General features: G+C 39.9%; 15 protein-coding genes and 1 other annotated feature. Of the genes, 7 read left to right on the top strand and 8 right to left on the bottom strand.

Annotation, left to right across the window (positions count from 1 at the left end; all coding sequences use genetic code 11):
- Positions 1 to 131 precede the first annotated feature (131 nt).
- From tyrS to AC1TO4_RS09065, 5 genes are all read right to left on the bottom strand, one after another.
- Positions 132 to 1,397 (bottom strand): tyrosine--tRNA ligase, encoded by a 1,266-nt coding sequence (gene tyrS / locus AC1TO4_RS09045; RefSeq protein WP_482099807.1) that lies wholly within the window; start codon positions 1,395 to 1,397, stop codon positions 132 to 134.
- 52 nt (positions 1,398 to 1,449) lie between these two features.
- Positions 1,450 to 1,646: a binding site (T-box leader), on the bottom strand.
- Between the two features lie 231 nt (positions 1,647 to 1,877).
- The gene (locus AC1TO4_RS09050; protein WP_482105049.1) at positions 1,878 to 2,063 is read right to left on the bottom strand and encodes a hypothetical protein; all 186 of its coding nucleotides are present in this window, start codon (positions 2,061 to 2,063) and stop codon (positions 1,878 to 1,880) included.
- Between the two features lie 149 nt (positions 2,064 to 2,212).
- Positions 2,213 to 2,455: a hypothetical protein gene (locus tag AC1TO4_RS09055; protein WP_482105050.1), complete on the bottom strand. Its 243-nt coding sequence runs from the start codon at positions 2,453 to 2,455 to the stop codon at positions 2,213 to 2,215.
- Between the two features lie 238 nt (positions 2,456 to 2,693).
- The gene (locus tag AC1TO4_RS09060; RefSeq protein ID WP_482105051.1) at positions 2,694 to 2,933 is read right to left on the bottom strand and encodes a hypothetical protein; all 240 of its coding nucleotides are present in this window, start codon (positions 2,931 to 2,933) and stop codon (positions 2,694 to 2,696) included.
- A 274-nt stretch (positions 2,934 to 3,207) separates the two neighbouring features.
- A complete protein-coding gene (locus AC1TO4_RS09065; RefSeq protein ID WP_482105052.1) occupies positions 3,208 to 3,315 on the bottom strand; it encodes a DUF6877 family protein in 108 nt (35 codons plus the stop codon).
- A 223-nt stretch (positions 3,316 to 3,538) separates the two neighbouring features.
- On the opposite strand from AC1TO4_RS09065, the gene AC1TO4_RS09070 reads away from it, so the two are divergent.
- From AC1TO4_RS09070 to AC1TO4_RS09080, 3 genes are all read left to right on the top strand, one after another.
- On the top strand, positions 3,539 to 3,694 hold the full coding sequence (locus AC1TO4_RS09070; protein ID WP_482099814.1) for a Spo0E family sporulation regulatory protein-aspartic acid phosphatase: 156 nt from the start codon (positions 3,539 to 3,541) through the stop codon (positions 3,692 to 3,694).
- Positions 3,695 to 4,073: 379 nt separating this feature from the next.
- Positions 4,074 to 4,559 (top strand): site-specific integrase, encoded by a 486-nt coding sequence (locus tag AC1TO4_RS09075; RefSeq protein ID WP_482105053.1) that lies wholly within the window; start codon positions 4,074 to 4,076, stop codon positions 4,557 to 4,559.
- Positions 4,560 to 4,754: 195 nt separating this feature from the next.
- Positions 4,755 to 7,595 carry a transglycosylase domain-containing protein gene (locus AC1TO4_RS09080; RefSeq protein WP_482105167.1) on the top strand — a complete coding sequence of 947 codons (2,841 nt, stop codon included), beginning with the start codon at positions 4,755 to 4,757 and terminating at the stop codon, positions 7,593 to 7,595.
- Between the two features lie 884 nt (positions 7,596 to 8,479).
- Here AC1TO4_RS09080 and acsA read toward each other — a convergent pair.
- Complete coding sequence (gene acsA, locus AC1TO4_RS09085) at positions 8,480 to 10,198, bottom strand: acetate--CoA ligase (RefSeq protein WP_482105054.1); 1,719 nt, start codon at positions 10,196 to 10,198, stop codon at positions 8,480 to 8,482.
- A gap of 177 nt (positions 10,199 to 10,375) precedes the next feature.
- Here acsA and AC1TO4_RS09090 point away from each other — a divergent pair, with 177 nt between their 5' ends.
- The 3 genes from AC1TO4_RS09090 to AC1TO4_RS09100 are packed head-to-tail and all read left to right on the top strand — an operon-like array spanning position 10,376 to position 12,838.
- Positions 10,376 to 11,008: a GNAT family N-acetyltransferase gene (locus AC1TO4_RS09090; RefSeq protein WP_482099820.1), complete on the top strand. Its 633-nt coding sequence runs from the start codon at positions 10,376 to 10,378 to the stop codon at positions 11,006 to 11,008.
- 19 nt (positions 11,009 to 11,027) lie between these two features.
- The gene (locus tag AC1TO4_RS09095) at positions 11,028 to 11,675 is read left to right on the top strand and encodes an acetoin utilization AcuB family protein (RefSeq protein ID WP_482105055.1); all 648 of its coding nucleotides are present in this window, start codon (positions 11,028 to 11,030) and stop codon (positions 11,673 to 11,675) included.
- Complete coding sequence (locus AC1TO4_RS09100) at positions 11,672 to 12,838, top strand: acetoin utilization protein AcuC (RefSeq protein ID WP_482105056.1); 1,167 nt, start codon at positions 11,672 to 11,674, stop codon at positions 12,836 to 12,838. Before AC1TO4_RS09095 ends, AC1TO4_RS09100 begins: the two co-directional genes overlap by 4 nt.
- Before the next feature lie 154 nt (positions 12,839 to 12,992).
- On the opposite strand, the gene ccpA is transcribed toward AC1TO4_RS09100, so the two are convergent.
- Together ccpA and AC1TO4_RS09110 are read right to left on the bottom strand one after the other, a co-directional pair.
- Positions 12,993 to 13,991: a catabolite control protein A gene (gene ccpA, locus AC1TO4_RS09105; RefSeq protein ID WP_482099823.1), complete on the bottom strand. Its 999-nt coding sequence runs from the start codon at positions 13,989 to 13,991 to the stop codon at positions 12,993 to 12,995.
- Positions 13,992 to 14,065: 74 nt separating this feature from the next.
- On the bottom strand, positions 14,066 to 15,151 hold the full coding sequence (locus AC1TO4_RS09110) for a bifunctional 3-deoxy-7-phosphoheptulonate synthase/chorismate mutase (protein WP_482099824.1): 1,086 nt from the start codon (positions 15,149 to 15,151) through the stop codon (positions 14,066 to 14,068).
- Positions 15,152 to 15,360: 209 nt separating this feature from the next.
- On the opposite strand from AC1TO4_RS09110, the gene AC1TO4_RS09115 reads away from it, so the two are divergent.
- The gene (locus AC1TO4_RS09115; protein WP_482105057.1) at positions 15,361 to 17,451 is read left to right on the top strand and encodes a cell division protein FtsA; all 2,091 of its coding nucleotides are present in this window, start codon (positions 15,361 to 15,363) and stop codon (positions 17,449 to 17,451) included.
- Positions 17,452 to 17,491 lie beyond the last annotated feature (40 nt).

A 17,491-nucleotide genomic window follows, 5' to 3' on the forward strand; every position in this document is an offset into this window, starting at 1 on the left:
CTAATTATTAGGAAAACAGCCTTTTGGTATACCTCATAAAGTCCAAACCTTCGAAACAATTGCTCCTTAACGAAATATTATTATCAGCTGAATTGAAAGTTTGCGAATTTGGTCTTCATTTATACCTAGAATTAAACAAATTTAACCATTTTATAATTTTTCTTACCGCGTCTAACTATTGTAAATGCGTCATCCAGACGATCTACTGCTCCTACTTCGTGAGCCGTATCCGTCACGCGTTCCCCGTTCAATGAAATCGCTCCGTTAGTCACATCTTCACGTGCTTGTCGTCGAGATGGTGACACACCCGCTTCAACAAGGAAGTCTACGATGTTTTTGTCTTCCTTAGCCATATCAAAGGAAGGAACATCTTTAAATGCGTCTTTCATTTCAATCGCAGTAAGTGTTTTCAATTCACCGCTAAATAATGCTTTTGATATACGGATTGCTTGGTCTAATGCATCCTGTCCGTGAATCAGCCGCGTCATTTCTTCTGCCAGTCTCAATTGTGCTTTTCGTAAATGTGGTTCTTCTTGAACGGTAATTTCAAATGCTTCAATTTCTGCTCGCTCCATGAATGTGAAAATCTTCATATATTTAACGGCATCGGCATCTGCTGTATTAATCCAGAACTGATAGAATTCGTAAGGAGAGGTTTTTTTCGCATCTAGCCAAACCGCTCCACCTGCACTCTTACCAAATTTCGTGCCATCTGCTTTCGTGACAAGTGGAATTGTGATTCCGAATGCTTTCACCTCTTCTTCATGCGTTTTACGAATCACTTCAAGTCCAGTCGTAATATTACCCCACTGATCTGATCCACCAATTTGGACACGACAACCATAATTGTTGAACAAATGATTAAAGTCAATTCCTTGAATAAGCATATAAGAAAACTCAGTAAAGGAAATACCACCCTCAAGGCGCGATGCAACATTGTCTTTTGCAAGCATGTAATTGACACCTAACAATTTTCCGTAATCACGTAAAAAGTCGATTATGCTCATTGAACCGATCCAGTCATTGTTGTTCACCATTTGTGCACCATTATCCGAATTGAAATCAAAAATCTGTTCCATCTGTTTTTTAATTGACGAAACGTTTTTATCTATCTGCTCAGTCGTTTGTAGCTGTCTTTCTTCCGAGCGGCCTGATGGATCTCCAATCATCCCCGTAGCTCCACCGACAAGTAAAATCGGACGATGTCCATGCATCTGGAAACGGCGAAGTGTGAGCAATGGAACGATATGCCCAATATGCATACTGTCTGCTGTTGGATCAACACCACAATAGAGAGAAATTTTTTCTTTACTCAGTAAATCTTCAAGACCCGCTTCATCTGTCTGCTGATACAATAAACCTCTCCACTTTAAATCTTCCATCAATTTTTCTTTCATTCTATTCCCTCCTAAAATTAAAAAAGCCCCTACACGATTTATAAAAAAATCATGCAAGGACGTTAATTATGTATTAACGCGGTACCACCCGGCTTGAGAATTACTTCTCCACTTAAAAACGCAATATCACCGCGTAAGCGTCACACTCCAGAGCTGTAATTCATGAATGGTAAACCGGGCAACTTTCACCAACCGCTGCCTCTCTAAACGGTGCTACCAACACTACTTCGACTCTTTCAAGGTGTGAATATATATATAACCATCATTCTAAACGAAATCGAGAAGTTGTCAAACATTTTCGGCTTACAATTATTGATATTTGACATAACAGGATAAATTACAATTCAATATTTCTAGATATATTTTGTTTTTTTACACAAATGAAGATAGAGGGATCATTATTTGGTAGTTCCTACAACGGTTGGAGGTGGTTCAAATTGTAAATATTATCGCCCATACCAATAACCAAACCGCGATACATCAATTCCAATAGTCTTCATCATTTTCTTTGTAGTTATTAATCTTCTCTATCATCTGTTTTGATAAGAATCCTTTCGCATTAAAGCTCTTAATGTAGTAAATACAAAAAAGCACTTGCTTATCAGTTAAATCATCCGACTCCATAATGGCTTCTTTCGGTTGCATCCTTTTTCTTTTTAGTTGCATCTATATTTGATGGACCTCTTACCCAAGCTTCGCGACTTTTTCTACTCTTTAACGTCCCGAGTTTAACATCATACTTCTCAGCTAATACAGCAAGCGTTATTTTTAGGCATAGAAAAAGCACCCCGTGGGATGCCTAGGCTTAATAATTGCTACACCATATACTTCTTGCATGCATCAATCATTTCCGTCAACGGGTTCGCACTTCGTATCTCCGTCCACGGAATTGTAGCGTCTCTGCTTTGTTCATACGCTCTACTCTTAGTAACAGTGCCATTGGTGCATAACGTAATTTCCCAATACCACAGTTCTTTCGGGGCATCGGAAAAACTAAACAAACTTTTGCGTTCAATCTCCACTATATGTAAAGTGGTGTTATAAGTAGTGTGTTTCAACCTATTCACCCCCATTACAACATTCGCCAAGTAAGGTGTAAATCCTCTATACCAAGAGTAAAACAGCAAGGGTTATTTTTGTTGTTTCCCCATTCTTTCTGAAGCTCATTCTACTTAAGCACATCACAGATGCACTAATCAATAAATTCCATCCACATTTCAATCGCATACTTTTCTCTTCAAGCAAGCAATGCAACACTTCAATCTCACGGTCAATTGTAATCAAATGAAATTTATCCTAAACCATCTTTATTTTTTGTTTATAATCACTAATCTTCTTCCACAGCTTTTCCCGTCTTGAAAACTCTTGATAAATAGGATTGCTATGACCCACAGCTGCTTTTGGCATAGCTGCCTCTAATCCGAACTGATCCGTCAAATTACCGCAGATATCGTTCAGCTCCTCGCGCATGATCTTCACGCTATTAATCATCCAGTGATAGCCCTTTAGCAACTGTTCAATCTGCTTCTCCGTCATAAGCCCGCCCCCTATTTATCGTCTACGCATTGCCCCGCCTGGTCCACGTTTGTAGGTCTGTCGATTACTCCCCATCAATTCAGCCCATTCCCTATCAGATAGCCGTTCTTTAGTCTTGCCCTTAGCTCTATAGTCTGCGTTTCTATCTCGCATGTCCGAGCACTAGAAAATCCTTTTTCAATCAATTTACTCCGCAACGATTTCATTTCCCTCACTCCTTTTTTGAAACAAAACGTCTCGCATACCGCAACGGCTGATAAATATACGGATCATCCTATTTACCGCCCGATACCAGCCAATCTCCAGTACGCCTTTCAACGTCTTTTAGTACCTCGAACGGTATCTGTTCTGCTAACAATATTGTTTCTTCATATGCGATCACTAGGTTAACTCCTCCGTCTATCCAATAGAAATATTAAAGTCAATACTAAATCGGTTTATCTAACATAAAACTCTTTGATTATGACAATATTATGAAATCACTATTTCTTTGCATAATTCGACACTCTATACACTTTGAGTAGGCTACAATAGAAAAGTTGTGTTTTATCTCAACCACACTTCACAGTTGAATAAAGCTAATAATATTGGATGGAGGAATTTTTATGAAAAGTGAAATGTTAAAACTTAAAATTGAATTAAAAAGAAAAGACATGTATAAAAAAGCAAAAGATTTAGGATTTACACATCCAGAAGTAGTAAATTGCAGTCAAGAATTAGATGTATTACTTAATAATTATTTGGATCAAGCTGCTCATTAAAAGGAGGAATATTTATTACCCTAATTTCAGTACTCTATAAAGCCAGTCAGAGAAATATCAAATTCGTTTTGATTGGCTTTATTGTTCACCTTCTCTAAGCAGTAAACACTGCCCCCTACTACAGCCCTTTTGATGTCAACTCTGTCACCGCCACGTTGTTATTCACCCAAGTGCATACAATACTTTTCTCGCTTTTCCACCCTTATCCCAATCAAATTCGCTAAACCGCACATTCATTATCGTTGTACTATTTCGTTTACAATTTGCTTTGTCGGCGTAAAAAGCTAATACGCATCGTAACCTCTCATTTTCCTGCTGCCATTGCCATTCGTGATTTACAATCCTCACCCTTTCAAAGTTTCATAGACTCAAGTTGAGTTTGCGAAGTGGCGAGCTATTAGGGTTACAATGGGGCGAGATAGACTTCGAAAAGAAAACTCGTGCAGTAAACCGTCAAAGATCAAAGACAGGTCTAGGCCCACCTAAAACAAGCAGCAGTCTCAGGACGATATTTTTGGATGACGTTACCATCGGCATACTAAAAGAGTATAAACAATGGCAAGATGACAATAAGGAAGAGAATCTACATTATATTGTTTCTGATTATGTGATGGTGAACGAAACAGGAAAAGAATTCTATTATTCACAACCTCAATACTTAATGATGATGATGATGCTACTCAAAATAGCAGGTCTTCCCACTCGCCAATCTACTCATTTACTTAGACACACCCATGCGGTATTATTGTTAGAGGCTGGCGTCGATATAAAAACAGTGAGCCGACGTTTAGGGTACAAAAATATTCAAATAATCTCGAACGTGTATCTGCACGTTTCGGACAACCACGAGAGAAATTCTATGTAAAAATTTGAGGACTACCTAGAATTTTAGTAGCCGAGGGGCAAATTGGGGGATAATCATCATCCTTAACGCCTGAAAGCCTTATGTATCAGTACTTTACAAGCCTATTGCAATAATAGGATAGATTTCAGGAGGTTGATTTACTTGAGCAAACAGAAAAAGAATCGAATTAATTTAATAGAAGAGAATTTGGACAGAATGAATAAAACGAAATGGGCAAAAGGTATGCGCATATCATCTAGTGTCACCTGGAACCTTTTTCTTATATTCTTAGTAGTTGGTATAACGTTTACCGTTTTTGTCGGTTCAGTTGGTGCTGGTTATTTCGCTTCATTGGTAGCTAAAGAACCTCTCCGCTCTAAAGAGGATATGCGGGATGCAATCTTCACGTATGAAGAAACGTCTGAACTTTATCTTGCTAACAAAGTTTATATCGGAAAGATAAACTCTGATTTAGAGCGCAAAGAAACGAAGCTTGAAAGTGTATCACCTTATGTCATCGATGCGGTATTCGCCACAGAGGATGAATATTTCAAAGAGCATAACGGTATTGTGCCTAAAGCAATTTTCCGCGGGCTTTTCCAGGACGTTTCAAACTCAGATAGCCAGACTGGCGGCTCGACACTGACCCAACAGCTTATTAAAAACCAGATTCTGACGAATGAAGTATCGTATGAAAGAAAAGCGAAAGAAATCTTGCTCGCAATGAGAATTGAACATTTCATGAAAAAAGATGAGATTCTCGAAGCTTATTTGAATATTATTCCATACGGACGTAATTCAAATGGGCAAAATATTGCCGGAATTGAAACAGCAGCTGATGGTATTTTTGGCATTGAGGCTGTTAATTTAAATTTACCGCAAGCAGCATTCATTGCTGGACTACCACAAGCACCATTCGCATATACCCCTTTTAAAAGTGGTGGCGGAACAAAAGAAAAAGAATTCTTGCAACCTGGAATAGATCGGATGAAAACTGTTCTTTTCAGAATGAAAGAAACTGGATACATAACAGATCAAGAATATAATAAAGCAGTTGCCTATGACATTACAAAGGACTTCCGTCAGCCTGTTCAGCGTGCGGATGAAAGATATCCTTATTTGACGCAAGAGATACAGAAACGTACAGTCGAAATTCTCGCTATGATGATTGCAGAAAAGGACGGAATTGATTCCGAAAGACTAAAAAAAGAGTCGAAAGTTATGAAAAAGTATTCAATTTTAGCTGAACGCTCTATGAGAAATGATGGCTTTAGAATTTATTCAACTGTCAATAAAGAATTAAATGACAAAATGAATGAAATCGCCAATTCCTTTGAGCATTACGGTTTCACATATACACGAGAAGTGAAAGATGGTGATTCAGGAGAAATTGAATTAGTGGATGATCCAGTCCAGGTCGGAGCAATGATGATTGAGAATAATACAGGTAAAATTCTTTCATTCGTTGGAGGACGCGATCATTCAAAAGAAGCAACCAATCATTCAACACAAGCTTTCAGACAAAATGGTTCTTCTATGAAGCCATTGCTCGTCTATGCTCCCGCAATTGAATACGGTGTAATCGGTGCCGGCAGTCCTGTCGTCGACGTCAAATTCTATAAAAAAGAACCCAATGGTTCCGTCTGGTCTCCAAACAACTATACAAAAACGATGGAACTAGGAATCGTTCCAGCAAGAGATGCACTTTCTAAATCATTAAATCTTGCTACTGTACGATTATACAATGACATTATCGACAGAAAGCCTGCTGATTTCCTAGAAAAAATGGGTTTTTCAAGATTACAACCCAGCGATTATTTTAATCTATCAGCATCTTTTGGCGGAACTAGTAAAGGCGTAAGTGTTGAGGAGAATACAAATGCATTTGCAACATTTGCAAATGATGGACAGTTTGTCGACGCCTATCTCATTGAGAGAATTGAGGATATGGACGGGAATCTCATTTATCAGCACAAAGTGGAACCTGTTGATGTTTTCAGTGCCGCGACAAGTTATATCGTTACAGACATGCTACGAGATGTGCTGAAGCAAGGTGGAACAGGCTCTCAGATTCCAGAATATCTAAATTTCTCTCCAGATTTAGCTGTAAAAACAGGTACCACTCAAAATTATGCAGATTCATGGATAATGGGATATAATCCAAATGTCTCAATGGGGGTCTGGCTGGGATATAAAGACCTTAAAAGAGGTCTTTATAGTGGTTCAAGAAGCGGCGCGATGCACCCTACTAAAAGGACTAGCATGTTGTTTGCCAGACTAATGAACGCAGCCAATGAGGTAGCACCTGAAACTATCGGGGCCGGTTCGAAATTTAAACGACCAGAAGGTGTTGTCGACAGATCATTTTGTGGCATTTCAGGACTTGCGCCTTCAGCCGCATGCTCATCTGCCGGCCTTGTAAAAACAGATTTATTTAATTCAAAAGCAATGCTGCCTACTAAGCCTGATGACAGCATCACTTCATCATCCTATGTATCTGTTAAAGGAACGAGATATCAGGCATTACCATCAACGCCTGGCGAATTTATTACAGCTGGTGGTACCGGCGTGAATCAAGTTTATATTAATCGCATGCTTGGATCTTTAAAAGGTGATGCGTCAAAATTGTTCCCTGCGAACTCTTTATTCGCATCTCGAGTTGTATCGGGTGCTATATTTAACGCGGATAACGTTGCACCAGCGCCTGTAAACGTTTCAATAAATGGATCAACGCTGGTATGGAATGACTCTCCATCCAATGATGTGATTGGATATTACGTTTATAGCGGTGGCACACGAATCGGAACAACCAGAGACTTATCTTCAAATGCTTTTTCTGTTGGTCCGGGCTCTTATTCAGTTAAAGCTGTTGATATTACAGGAAAACTTTCAGCTGATTCAAACATTATCACTCTTGGTGCATCTAAACCCGTAGAGGAAGTTGTTGAGACTCCTACTACTGAAAACGTACCACCACCCGTTACAACTCCTCCTGAAAACGATGAGGTCGAAACACCTCCAGCAGACGAAGCTGAAGATGGAGATTCTGGTGATTGATTTGTAATATATAAAGAAACGTCTGTTGATTAACCAAAAATAAATAGTAAATAATTCATTCAAACACTAGGCACTACGTGTATAGTTGCTTGAGATTGCTTTGAATTGAACAACTTCTATGCCATTATCAAGATTTCTTAATAAGTAGGGATGTGACTTCGTCGCATCCCTACTTATTTTTTCCGTAATCGTTTAATGTTTGTTCATCCTACGCTCTCCAAAGACACGGCTACAAGAAGTTCCGAAGCTTTTCGGGACGAAAGAATAGCTCACTGCTCACCTAGAGAGAAGCGGACAAAGATACAATTTTGACCGCTCAGGCCTTCTACTACCATATCTCTTTTTTAGTTTAAGGAAGTGTCACTTTCTTATAAAGCATCACATAGTCTTTGCTAAAAGTTAGCAGAGAACACAATGTACAACGTACTAGAGTGCCCGAAATTACATCTCCGGGTACTTACAATCTTTAAAATAGCTCATCTATTCTTTTTTTATAAGCAACTGCATTTTTCACTTGAATATTGTAGGTACGCGGTAGCCTATTATTCACAATAGGATAACCAAGGAGGAATGAACTGCAATTCCTCCCTAAAGAGTGTGGCTAGAAGTGACGGAGTCACTTCTAGCCACACTTGCCTCTCGGTAAAACTGTCGTGATTAATTTGCCGAAAGTGGGCCGGAAATAGCCCAATGAAAATGACTTATAACAAGCTCTTCTCGCTAGCATTTTATGCAAATAAATGGCTAATCAACAGAAATGATGTAAAGCACACCTGTAATCTATACACCTACTTACGAGGAAAACGGATAGTATCTTTTCACAAAAAAGAGCTTGTCCGCTATTATTTCTAGCGAATAAGCTCTTTTTATTAATTAAATTGATATTAGTCCTCCATCGTCGACAGGTCACCTGTCGGCAAATTAAGTTCCCACGCTTTCAGTACTCGACGCATAATCTTGCCACTTCTCGTTTTCGGCAACTTATCCTTAAATTCTATTTCACGCGGCGCAGCATGTGCAGCCAGTCCTTTTTTAACAAACTGACGAATGTCTTCTTTTAGTTCCTCCGTAGGTTCATAGCCGTCATGAAGCGCGACGAAAGCTTTGATAATCTCTCCACGAACTGGATCAGGTTTACCAATAACACCCGCTTCGACAATCGCAGGGTGCTCAAGAAGTTTACTTTCCACTTCGAATGGCCCCACCCTTTCCCCACTAGTCATGATTACATCGTCGACTCGTCCTTGGAAAAAGAAATAACCGTCCTCATCGATATATGCTGAATCGCCAGAAACGTACCATTCATCGTTAATAAAATAAGAATCATATTTCTCCTTATTGTTCCAAATTTGACGCATCATAGCCGGCCAACCTTTTTTAATCGCTAAATTCCCCATATGATTCGGAGGGAGAACGTTTCCTTGATCATCAATAATTGTCGCTTCGATTCCAGGAACCGCCTTTCCCATCGAGCCTGGTTTAATAGGCATGCATCCGAAATTACATATTGTTTGGGCACCTGTTTCTGTCATCCACCATGTATCGTGAATGCGTAAGTTAAATGCTTCAGACCCCCAGCGGATGACTTCAGGATTTAGCGGCTCACCTACCGAAAGAATGTGGCGGAGTGTTGAGTGATCGTAATTACGTAACGGACCTTCCCCAACGCCCATCAGCATCCGGAATGCTGTCGGAGCACTGTACCAGACTGTGACGCCATATTCTTCAATCGCACCATACCAGCCCTCAGCGGAGAATCTTCCGCCAAGAATTAGACTCGTAGCTCCGGCAAGCATAGGGCCAAAAATACCATAAGCTGTCCCTGTCACCCAACCCGGATCTGCTGTACACCAGAAAACATCCTCATCTTTCAGATCAAGTACCCAACGTGTTGTCTGCAATTGCTGTACCATTGCTTCCTGAACGTGCACGACACCTTTTGGTTTTCCCGTTGAACCGGACGTGTAATGAAGAAGTGTTGGATCCTCTCTATCCATCCATTCAACCTGGAAATACTGTGAAGCATCTTTCATATGTTTGTTAAAATCAACCACAATTCCTTCTTCGACAACATTCTCACCGACAATAAAAATTGTCTTTAAATGTGGTAATCTATCTACTGGAATTCTTTCAAGAAGTTCTGGAGTTGTAACGATCGCGCTTGCCTCACTATCCGACAACCTGTCATAGACAGCGCCTTCCATGAATGCCTCAAAAAGCGGCCCGACAATAGCACCCAACTTTAACGCACCCAATAGTGAAAAGTACAATTCAGGTGAACGCGGCATAAAGATGAAAATCCGATCGCCTTTTTTTAGAGGGGATTGATTGCGCAATACGTTTGCCGCTTTATTAGACATTTTTTTCATTTCATTATACGTATATGTCTCTTTTCTATTAGCATCTTGGAAATAGAGAGCTACTTTGTTTTTTCTATAAGAATCTGCGTGACGATCCACTGCTTCATGTGCGATATTAATGAGACCGCTTTCAAACCAGCTGAATTCTTTCTCAGCATCCGCCCAATTAAATTGCTTGACTGTACTATCGTAATCTCTTAACTGATAATCTCCCTGAATTACAGGCACCGTTTTCATAACCATTCATAACACCCTTTCAAAATACATTTTATAAATATCATTCTACCTTACTTTAAACCTACCTGTCTAACTAATTTAATTTTTCCAATAGTTCCGGCTTTTTTGTAATCAGCGGACTACTCTTTATCATATTTGTTGTATACTAGGAGTAGATTAATCAATTAATGGGAGGTGATCCATTTGGAACATATAAAAACTTATAATGCAATGGAAATTAAACATAAAAATGGCAATATCGTTGTTGAAGGACCTATTACCGCTGACTATCTCGCAAGTCTCGACTTTCATGAAGGGCTTGTTGCATTCAGGCCTCCTGCTCAGCAACATAAAGCATTAATTGAGATTGCAGCACTTCCGGAAGGACGTATTCTTATCGTTCGTGACGCCAATCAAATCGTAGGTTACGTCACTTATTTATATCCTGATCCCCTGGAGCGATGGTCTGAAGGGAAAATTGAAAACTTAATCGAGCTTGGAGCAATTGAGGTCATTCCGAAATTTAGGGGTGCTGGTGTCGGAAAAACACTATTGCGCGTTTCAATGATGGATGATGCGATGGAAGACTATATCATTTTAACGACTGAATATTACTGGCATTGGGATTTGAAAGGTACGAAGCTTAACGTATGGGAATACCGAAAAATAATGGAGAAAATGATGAACGCGGGCGGATTGGAATACTATGCAACCGACGATCCAGAAATTAGTTCCCACCCTGCCAATTGTTTGATGGCGCGCATCGGTAATAGAATTGATCAAGATTCCGTCCAAAAGTTTGATGGTTTACGATTTATGAACCGATTCATGTATTGAAAATTGGGAGGGTAAATGAATGCTAATTGAAGAAATAATGAAAATAGATGTCATTACATTGTCTCCGGAGAACACAGTAAATGATGCATTACATACCATGCGGGTCAAGAAAATACGGCATTTACCGATTTTGTCGTCAGACGGTACAGTAGTAGGTATCGTTTCAGACCGTGACTTGAAAGAGTTTGTACCGTCTTCAATTTACGAAATAATGGATAATAGTTATTATGATACACCACTAGCGAAAGTCATGACGAAGCATCCGATCATCGGTCACCCGATGGATTTTGTTGAAGAAGCAGCTGTTATCTTTTACGACAATAAAATCGGCTCCCTTCCCATTGTCTCAAACAATAAGCTGGTTGGTATAATTACCGAAACGGACTTATTATATAAATACATTGAATTGACGGGTGCTCACCAACCAGGTTCACAAATTGAAGTTAAGGTTCCAAATACACCCGGTATCCTTTTCGAAGTATCGAAAGTGTTCCACGAACAAAATCTAAATGTATTGAGTGTACTTGTCTACCCTGATAAAGAGAACGAGGCAAATAAAGTTCTCGTAATTCGGATTAATTCAATGAATCCACTTAAGGTTATTAAAGGATTGAAGGATAGTGGTTTTGATGTCTTATGGCCTAATGTTCCGGGCATCGACATATGAAGAAGGATGCCGTTTTTATTTTTTCAGAAGAACAGCTTGAATACTCTTTTTCAGATACGCATCCATTCAATCAAAAAAGAATTTTATTGACACTCGATCTTTTAATGAAGTCAGGAGCTATTCAGGAAAGCGATATCATTGCGCCTCGCATGGCAACAGATGAAGAGTTGCTTCTTGCGCATGACCAGAAATATATTGAAATTGTAAAGAAAGCAGGTAAAGGGGAATTGCGTGAGGATGTTGGCCCCATCTATGGTATCGGCACAGAGGATACCCCCATTTTCCCCAATATGCATGAAGCCAGTGCAATGTTGGTCGGAAGTACTTTGACAGCAGTCGATGAAGTAATGCAGGGTCGTTCTAAATATGCGCTGAACTTAGGCGGCGGGCTGCATCATGGATTCCATGGTCGTGCTTCCGGTTTTTGTATATACAATGACAGTTCGGTTGCTATTAAGTATTTACAAAGCAAATACGGTGCACGTGTACTCTATATTGACACCGATGCTCACCACGGTGATGGTGTCCAATGGAGTTTCTATGATGATCCTACAGTTTGTACACTCTCCATACACGAGACCGGTCGCTACTTGTTTCCTGGGACAGGGGCGATTACAGAACGCGGCAACGGTGCCGGCTATGGCACTTCCTTCAATTTCCCGATTGACGCTTTTACGGAGGACGAGTCTTTCCTTTCCATTTATAGGACAGCCATGAAAGAAGTGACTGAATTTTTCAAACCCGACGTAATTCTTACCCAAAATGGTGCTGATGCACATTATTTTGATCCGCTAACACATCTGTATGGAACGATGAACATTTACAAAGAAATTCCCCGTGTTGCTCGTGAAATCGCTGAAGAATATTGTGAAGGACGATGGATAGCTGTGGGCGGAGGCGGATATGACATCTGGCGAGTCGTACCAAGAGCCTGGGCTCATGTCTGGTTAGCGATGAAAAATGAATCTGCACCTACAGGTCCACTTCCTAAGGAATGGCTGTCAAAGTGGCAGGAACAGTCTCCAGTTACCTTAGTTCCAACATGGGAAGACCCCATACCACTTTATGAACCCATTCCTAGAAAAGCAGAAATAAATGAAAAAAATGCGCACATGCTCAGTCGTGCCTTACATGTAATTCGAAATGAAAAACTGAATAACTAGTTAATCGAGCGACTAAATAATAGTATTAGGACCCTAGCGGGAGAATTACTATATTTTTCTTTTTTCATAATGCAATTCTATATAATTTTCTTAGCAACAAAAAAGGACAATCTTTCTCAAACGGATGCATCCGTTTGAAAAGAGTGTCCTTTTTTCACTTTATTAAATTACGATCTTCAAGCCTGAAAGGTAAAATAACCTGTTGTTCTTCAACTTCTTCCTTGTTCATCAATTTTGTCAGAAGACGCATTGATACAGCCCCTAAATCATAGAGCGGAACGACAATTGAAGTTAATTGAGGTCTTACAACCCTAGCTAATATCGAGTGTTCAAAACAAATGATTTCATAATCACCTGGTGCAGACAGTCCTGCATCCACAATTGCATTTAACAGACCAACAGCGATTGCATCACTTCCTGCAATTATTGCCGTTGGTTTTCCAGGTAATTCACGAATTTGTTTCCAGCCTTCATATGCACCATCGTATGTATTTTCCATTTCTACAATGTATTGTGCATCTACCATAATATTTTTATCTTGAAGAGCTCTAATGTATCCAGCCTTTTTATTAATTCGGTTAATATCCTTGGAGAATGGACCTGATACAAAAATAATCTTTTCATGACCATTCTCAATCAGTTTATTGACCGCCTCATACGCAGCTTCCTGGTAGTTGATGTTCACTGTTGCTAATTGATTTTCCACATCAGACGTCCCGGCCAAAACTATTGGTACATTGGCTTTTGACATTTCAGTGCGCACTTCATCGGAAATTGAATCACTCATAAATATAAGTCCATCTACTTGTTTACCAAGGTGGTCTTCTAACAATTCGACTTCCCTATCTGAGCTTTCATCGGAGTTTGAAAGAATTATATTATATTCATACATTGTCGCTACGTCCGCTACTCCACGGGAAAGCTCGGAATAAAAGCTTTTAGAAATGTCAGGGACAATCACACCGATTGTTGTTGTTTTCTTGCTGGCAAGTCCTCTTGCTATTGCATTAGGGCGATAGCCTAGCCTTTCAATACAATCGAGCACTTTTTTTCTAGTCGCGGGTTTTACATTCTGATTACCATTAACGACACGGGAGACCGTCGCCATTGAAACGTTCGCCTCCCTGGCTACGTCGTAAATCGTTATAGCCATTTGCCTTTCTCCTTCCATACTCATACTTACTTTATGTATTCAAAACGCCGGAACCTATTAGGTCCGGCGTCTACTCAAGAGATTGTTGTGTGCGTGTTCATGAATTGCTGAATTGCTTCGTAAAATTCATCGAACTGTTGCAGATCCATCTGTTGTGCAGAGTCGGATAATGCTACAGCCGGATCTGGATGCACTTCAGCCATTACGCCATCTGCGCCTACTGCTATCGCAGCTTTCGCCGTTGGAAGTAACAAGTCTTTTCTACCTGTTGAGTGTGTTACATCAACAAAGACCGGCAGATGTGTTTCCATTTTCAAGATTGGAACAGCAGAAATATCTAATGTATTGCGAGTTGCCCGTTCATATGTACGGATACCGCGTTCACAAAGGATGATTTGGCTATTGCCTTTTGAAATTATATATTCAGCTGCATGAATGAATTCATCGATTGTAGCTGCTAATCCACGTTTTAAAAGAACCGGTTTATTAATCATACCTGCTTCTTTCAGCAATTCAAAGTTTTGCATGTTACGTGCACCGATTTGGACAACATCGATATATTCAAGAGCTTCTTCTAGATGAGAAGGTGTAATGATTTCCGTTACAACCGAAAGACCTGTTTCATCAGCAACACGTTTCAGTATTTTCAAACCTTCAAGACCGAGTCCCTGGAAATCATATGGCGAAGTACGGGGTTTATATGCGCCGCCTCTAATCATTGTCAGTCCTTTTGCTTTGATAGACTGTGCAACGGCTAAGACCTGCTCATATGATTCAACAGCACAAGGACCATAAATGAAAGATGGTGTTCCATCACCAATTTTATGTCCATTAATGTCTACAATCGTATCCTCCGCTTTTCGTTTACGGGATACAAGCAATGCATTGCGCTGTTCATCTTCTTGTATTTCAAGTGCTGACATGAAAATACCTTTAAAAATCTGTTCAAGAACTCCGTTAGGTAACGGACCATTGTTAGATTCTTTCAGGAAATTAAGCATTTCACGTTCACGTAGCGGATCATATCTGTTTACACCTTGCTTTTCTTTAACTTTCCCAATCTCTTTGACAACTGTAGTTCTTTCGTTAATCAAATCCAATACTTTGACATTCAGCTCGTTAACACGGCCGCGTAATTCATCTAAATCATGTTGTCTCATCAGTCCGTCTCCTCCCCGCACATATTATTCCCTTTCAGTAGAGAAGAATATATGTTACATTTTTGATAATAGACCTATTATAAAGAAGACTATTTGAAAAGTCACGTTATTTCTACTTATTCTTCTAAATACGTTACATTTAACGACAGAAAGGGGGAAAAGTTCTGGCTACCACATTATTTGCGCTCGATATCGGAACACGTTCCGTCGTGGGAATCATCCTAACAGAAGACAAGGGAAACTTCCATGTAGCTGACCTCGTTTCAATTGAACACATAGAGCGTTCAATGATTGATGGACAAATACATAATATTTTAAGTGTTGCAGGAGTCATAACTGAAATTAAAAAACTACTTGAGGAACGGCATGGTCCTTTAAAACGGGTTAGTGTCGCAGCTGCGGGCAGAGCGTTGAAGACTTCAGAGGGATCAATGGCTGTCGATATTTCAGAAAGGTCACTTATTTCCTCTGAAGATGTCAATCGTCTGGAACTTGCCGCAGTCCAGCAAGCCCAACAAAAACTATTGTCCTCAGATGCCGTTACAGCAGATGACTATTATTATTGTGTCGGCTATTCGGTCCTTCATTATAAGCTTGAAGGTGAGGTAATCGGTAGCTTGATTGAACAGGCGGGAAGGTCAGCATCTGTCGACGTTATCGCCACTTTCCTTCCTCGCGTAGTTGTTGAATCTCTTCTTTCAGCACTCAAACATGCCGGTCTCGAAATGGAAGCATTAACACTTGAACCGATAGCTGCTATCAATGTCCTGATTCCGCCTTCCATGAGGCGTTTAAACATCGCGCTTGTCGATATAGGTGCAGGTACATCAGACATCGCAATCACCGATAACAACACCGTTGTCGCTTACGGCATGGTACCCGTTGCGGGGGATGAAATTACTGAAGCATTAAGCAATCATTACTTATTGGATTTCCCGTTAGCTGAAAGCGCAAAAAAAAGAATTTCCACAGATAAAATTGTAATCATGACTGATATTCTAGGCTGCGAGCAAGAAGTTGAATCCAGTGAAGTAGCTGTTATTATCAAGCCTGCTGTAGATTTACTAGCAAAATCGATTTCAGGTGAGGTCAAACGACTTAATAATGCAAAATCACCGAAAGCAATCATGCTTGTGGGTGGCGGTAGCTTAACACCCGGACTAGCCAAAGAAATTAGCATATGTCTAGATTTACCTGAAAACAGAGTCGGAATCCGTGGACTAGATGCACTTACTGGAGTCACTTTAGAGCCTAGTATCGTTTCTTCACCTGAATTAGTAACTCCGATTGGAATCGCTATTGCTGCAAGAAGAGCGCCAATCCAATACATGTCAATATCTGTAAATAACAAAATGCTTAGACTATTTGAATTGAAGGAAATGACTGTCGGAGACGCGCTTCTTGCGGCAAATATTAAGGCCCGCCAATTATATGGAAGGCCAGGTCTCGGGATGACCGTTACGGTAAATGATAATGACATATTAATACCTGGCGAGCATGGTACCCCTTCAGTTATTCTGTTAAATGGCTTACCTGTTAGTACAAAAAAACCGATTACAAACGGAGACGTAATCGAGTTGATGCCTGGTATTAACGGTTTAGATGCATCCGCTAAAGTAAGTGATCTTCTCGAAAATTTGATACCCATCAATGCATCAATTGATGGAGTTCCTGTTAAATTGGAACCATCCATTCATATTAATGGGATTCCTAGAAGTATACACACCTCTATTAAAGATCGAGATAAGATTTCTGCTTCCCATACTAAAACACTCGCAGCAATATTAGAAAATACCGATCATAGTAATTTTTTAGATAAAAATACATTCACAATAACAGTCAATCAGAAACCAATCACATTGAAAAGAAAGACTGCTGAACTTTTCGTCAACGGGATTCCTGCGCGACTTCAACAAGTTATCAATGAGGGTGACGAAATTAATATACAAATCCACCCTTTCCCCACAGTGGATGAAGTAATTTTAGAAATAGGAAAAAAAACGAATGATAGCATAACGGTTTTTTTCAATAACGAGGAAGTTGCAATTCAAAAACAGCGACTTGCTATTACTTTAAATGGACTTACTGTTCAAGGATCCCAAACTACAAAACAAGGCGACCGTCTCGATTTTGTTACATTGACTGAAAGTCCTATCCGCTTCAGTGATATCTTTGCATTTACCGATTATAGTATGCCTGAAAATTTGCCAAGCCAGTATCAGCTGCTACGAAACAGCAAACCAATCGGATTCAACGATCCGATAGATGGCGGAGATATCTTGGAGATTGTCTTCACATAAAAAGTCCGTCTACCTAAATTGGGTAGACGGACTTTTTAAA

Source organism: Sporosarcina sp. Y838, assembly GCF_056786515.1.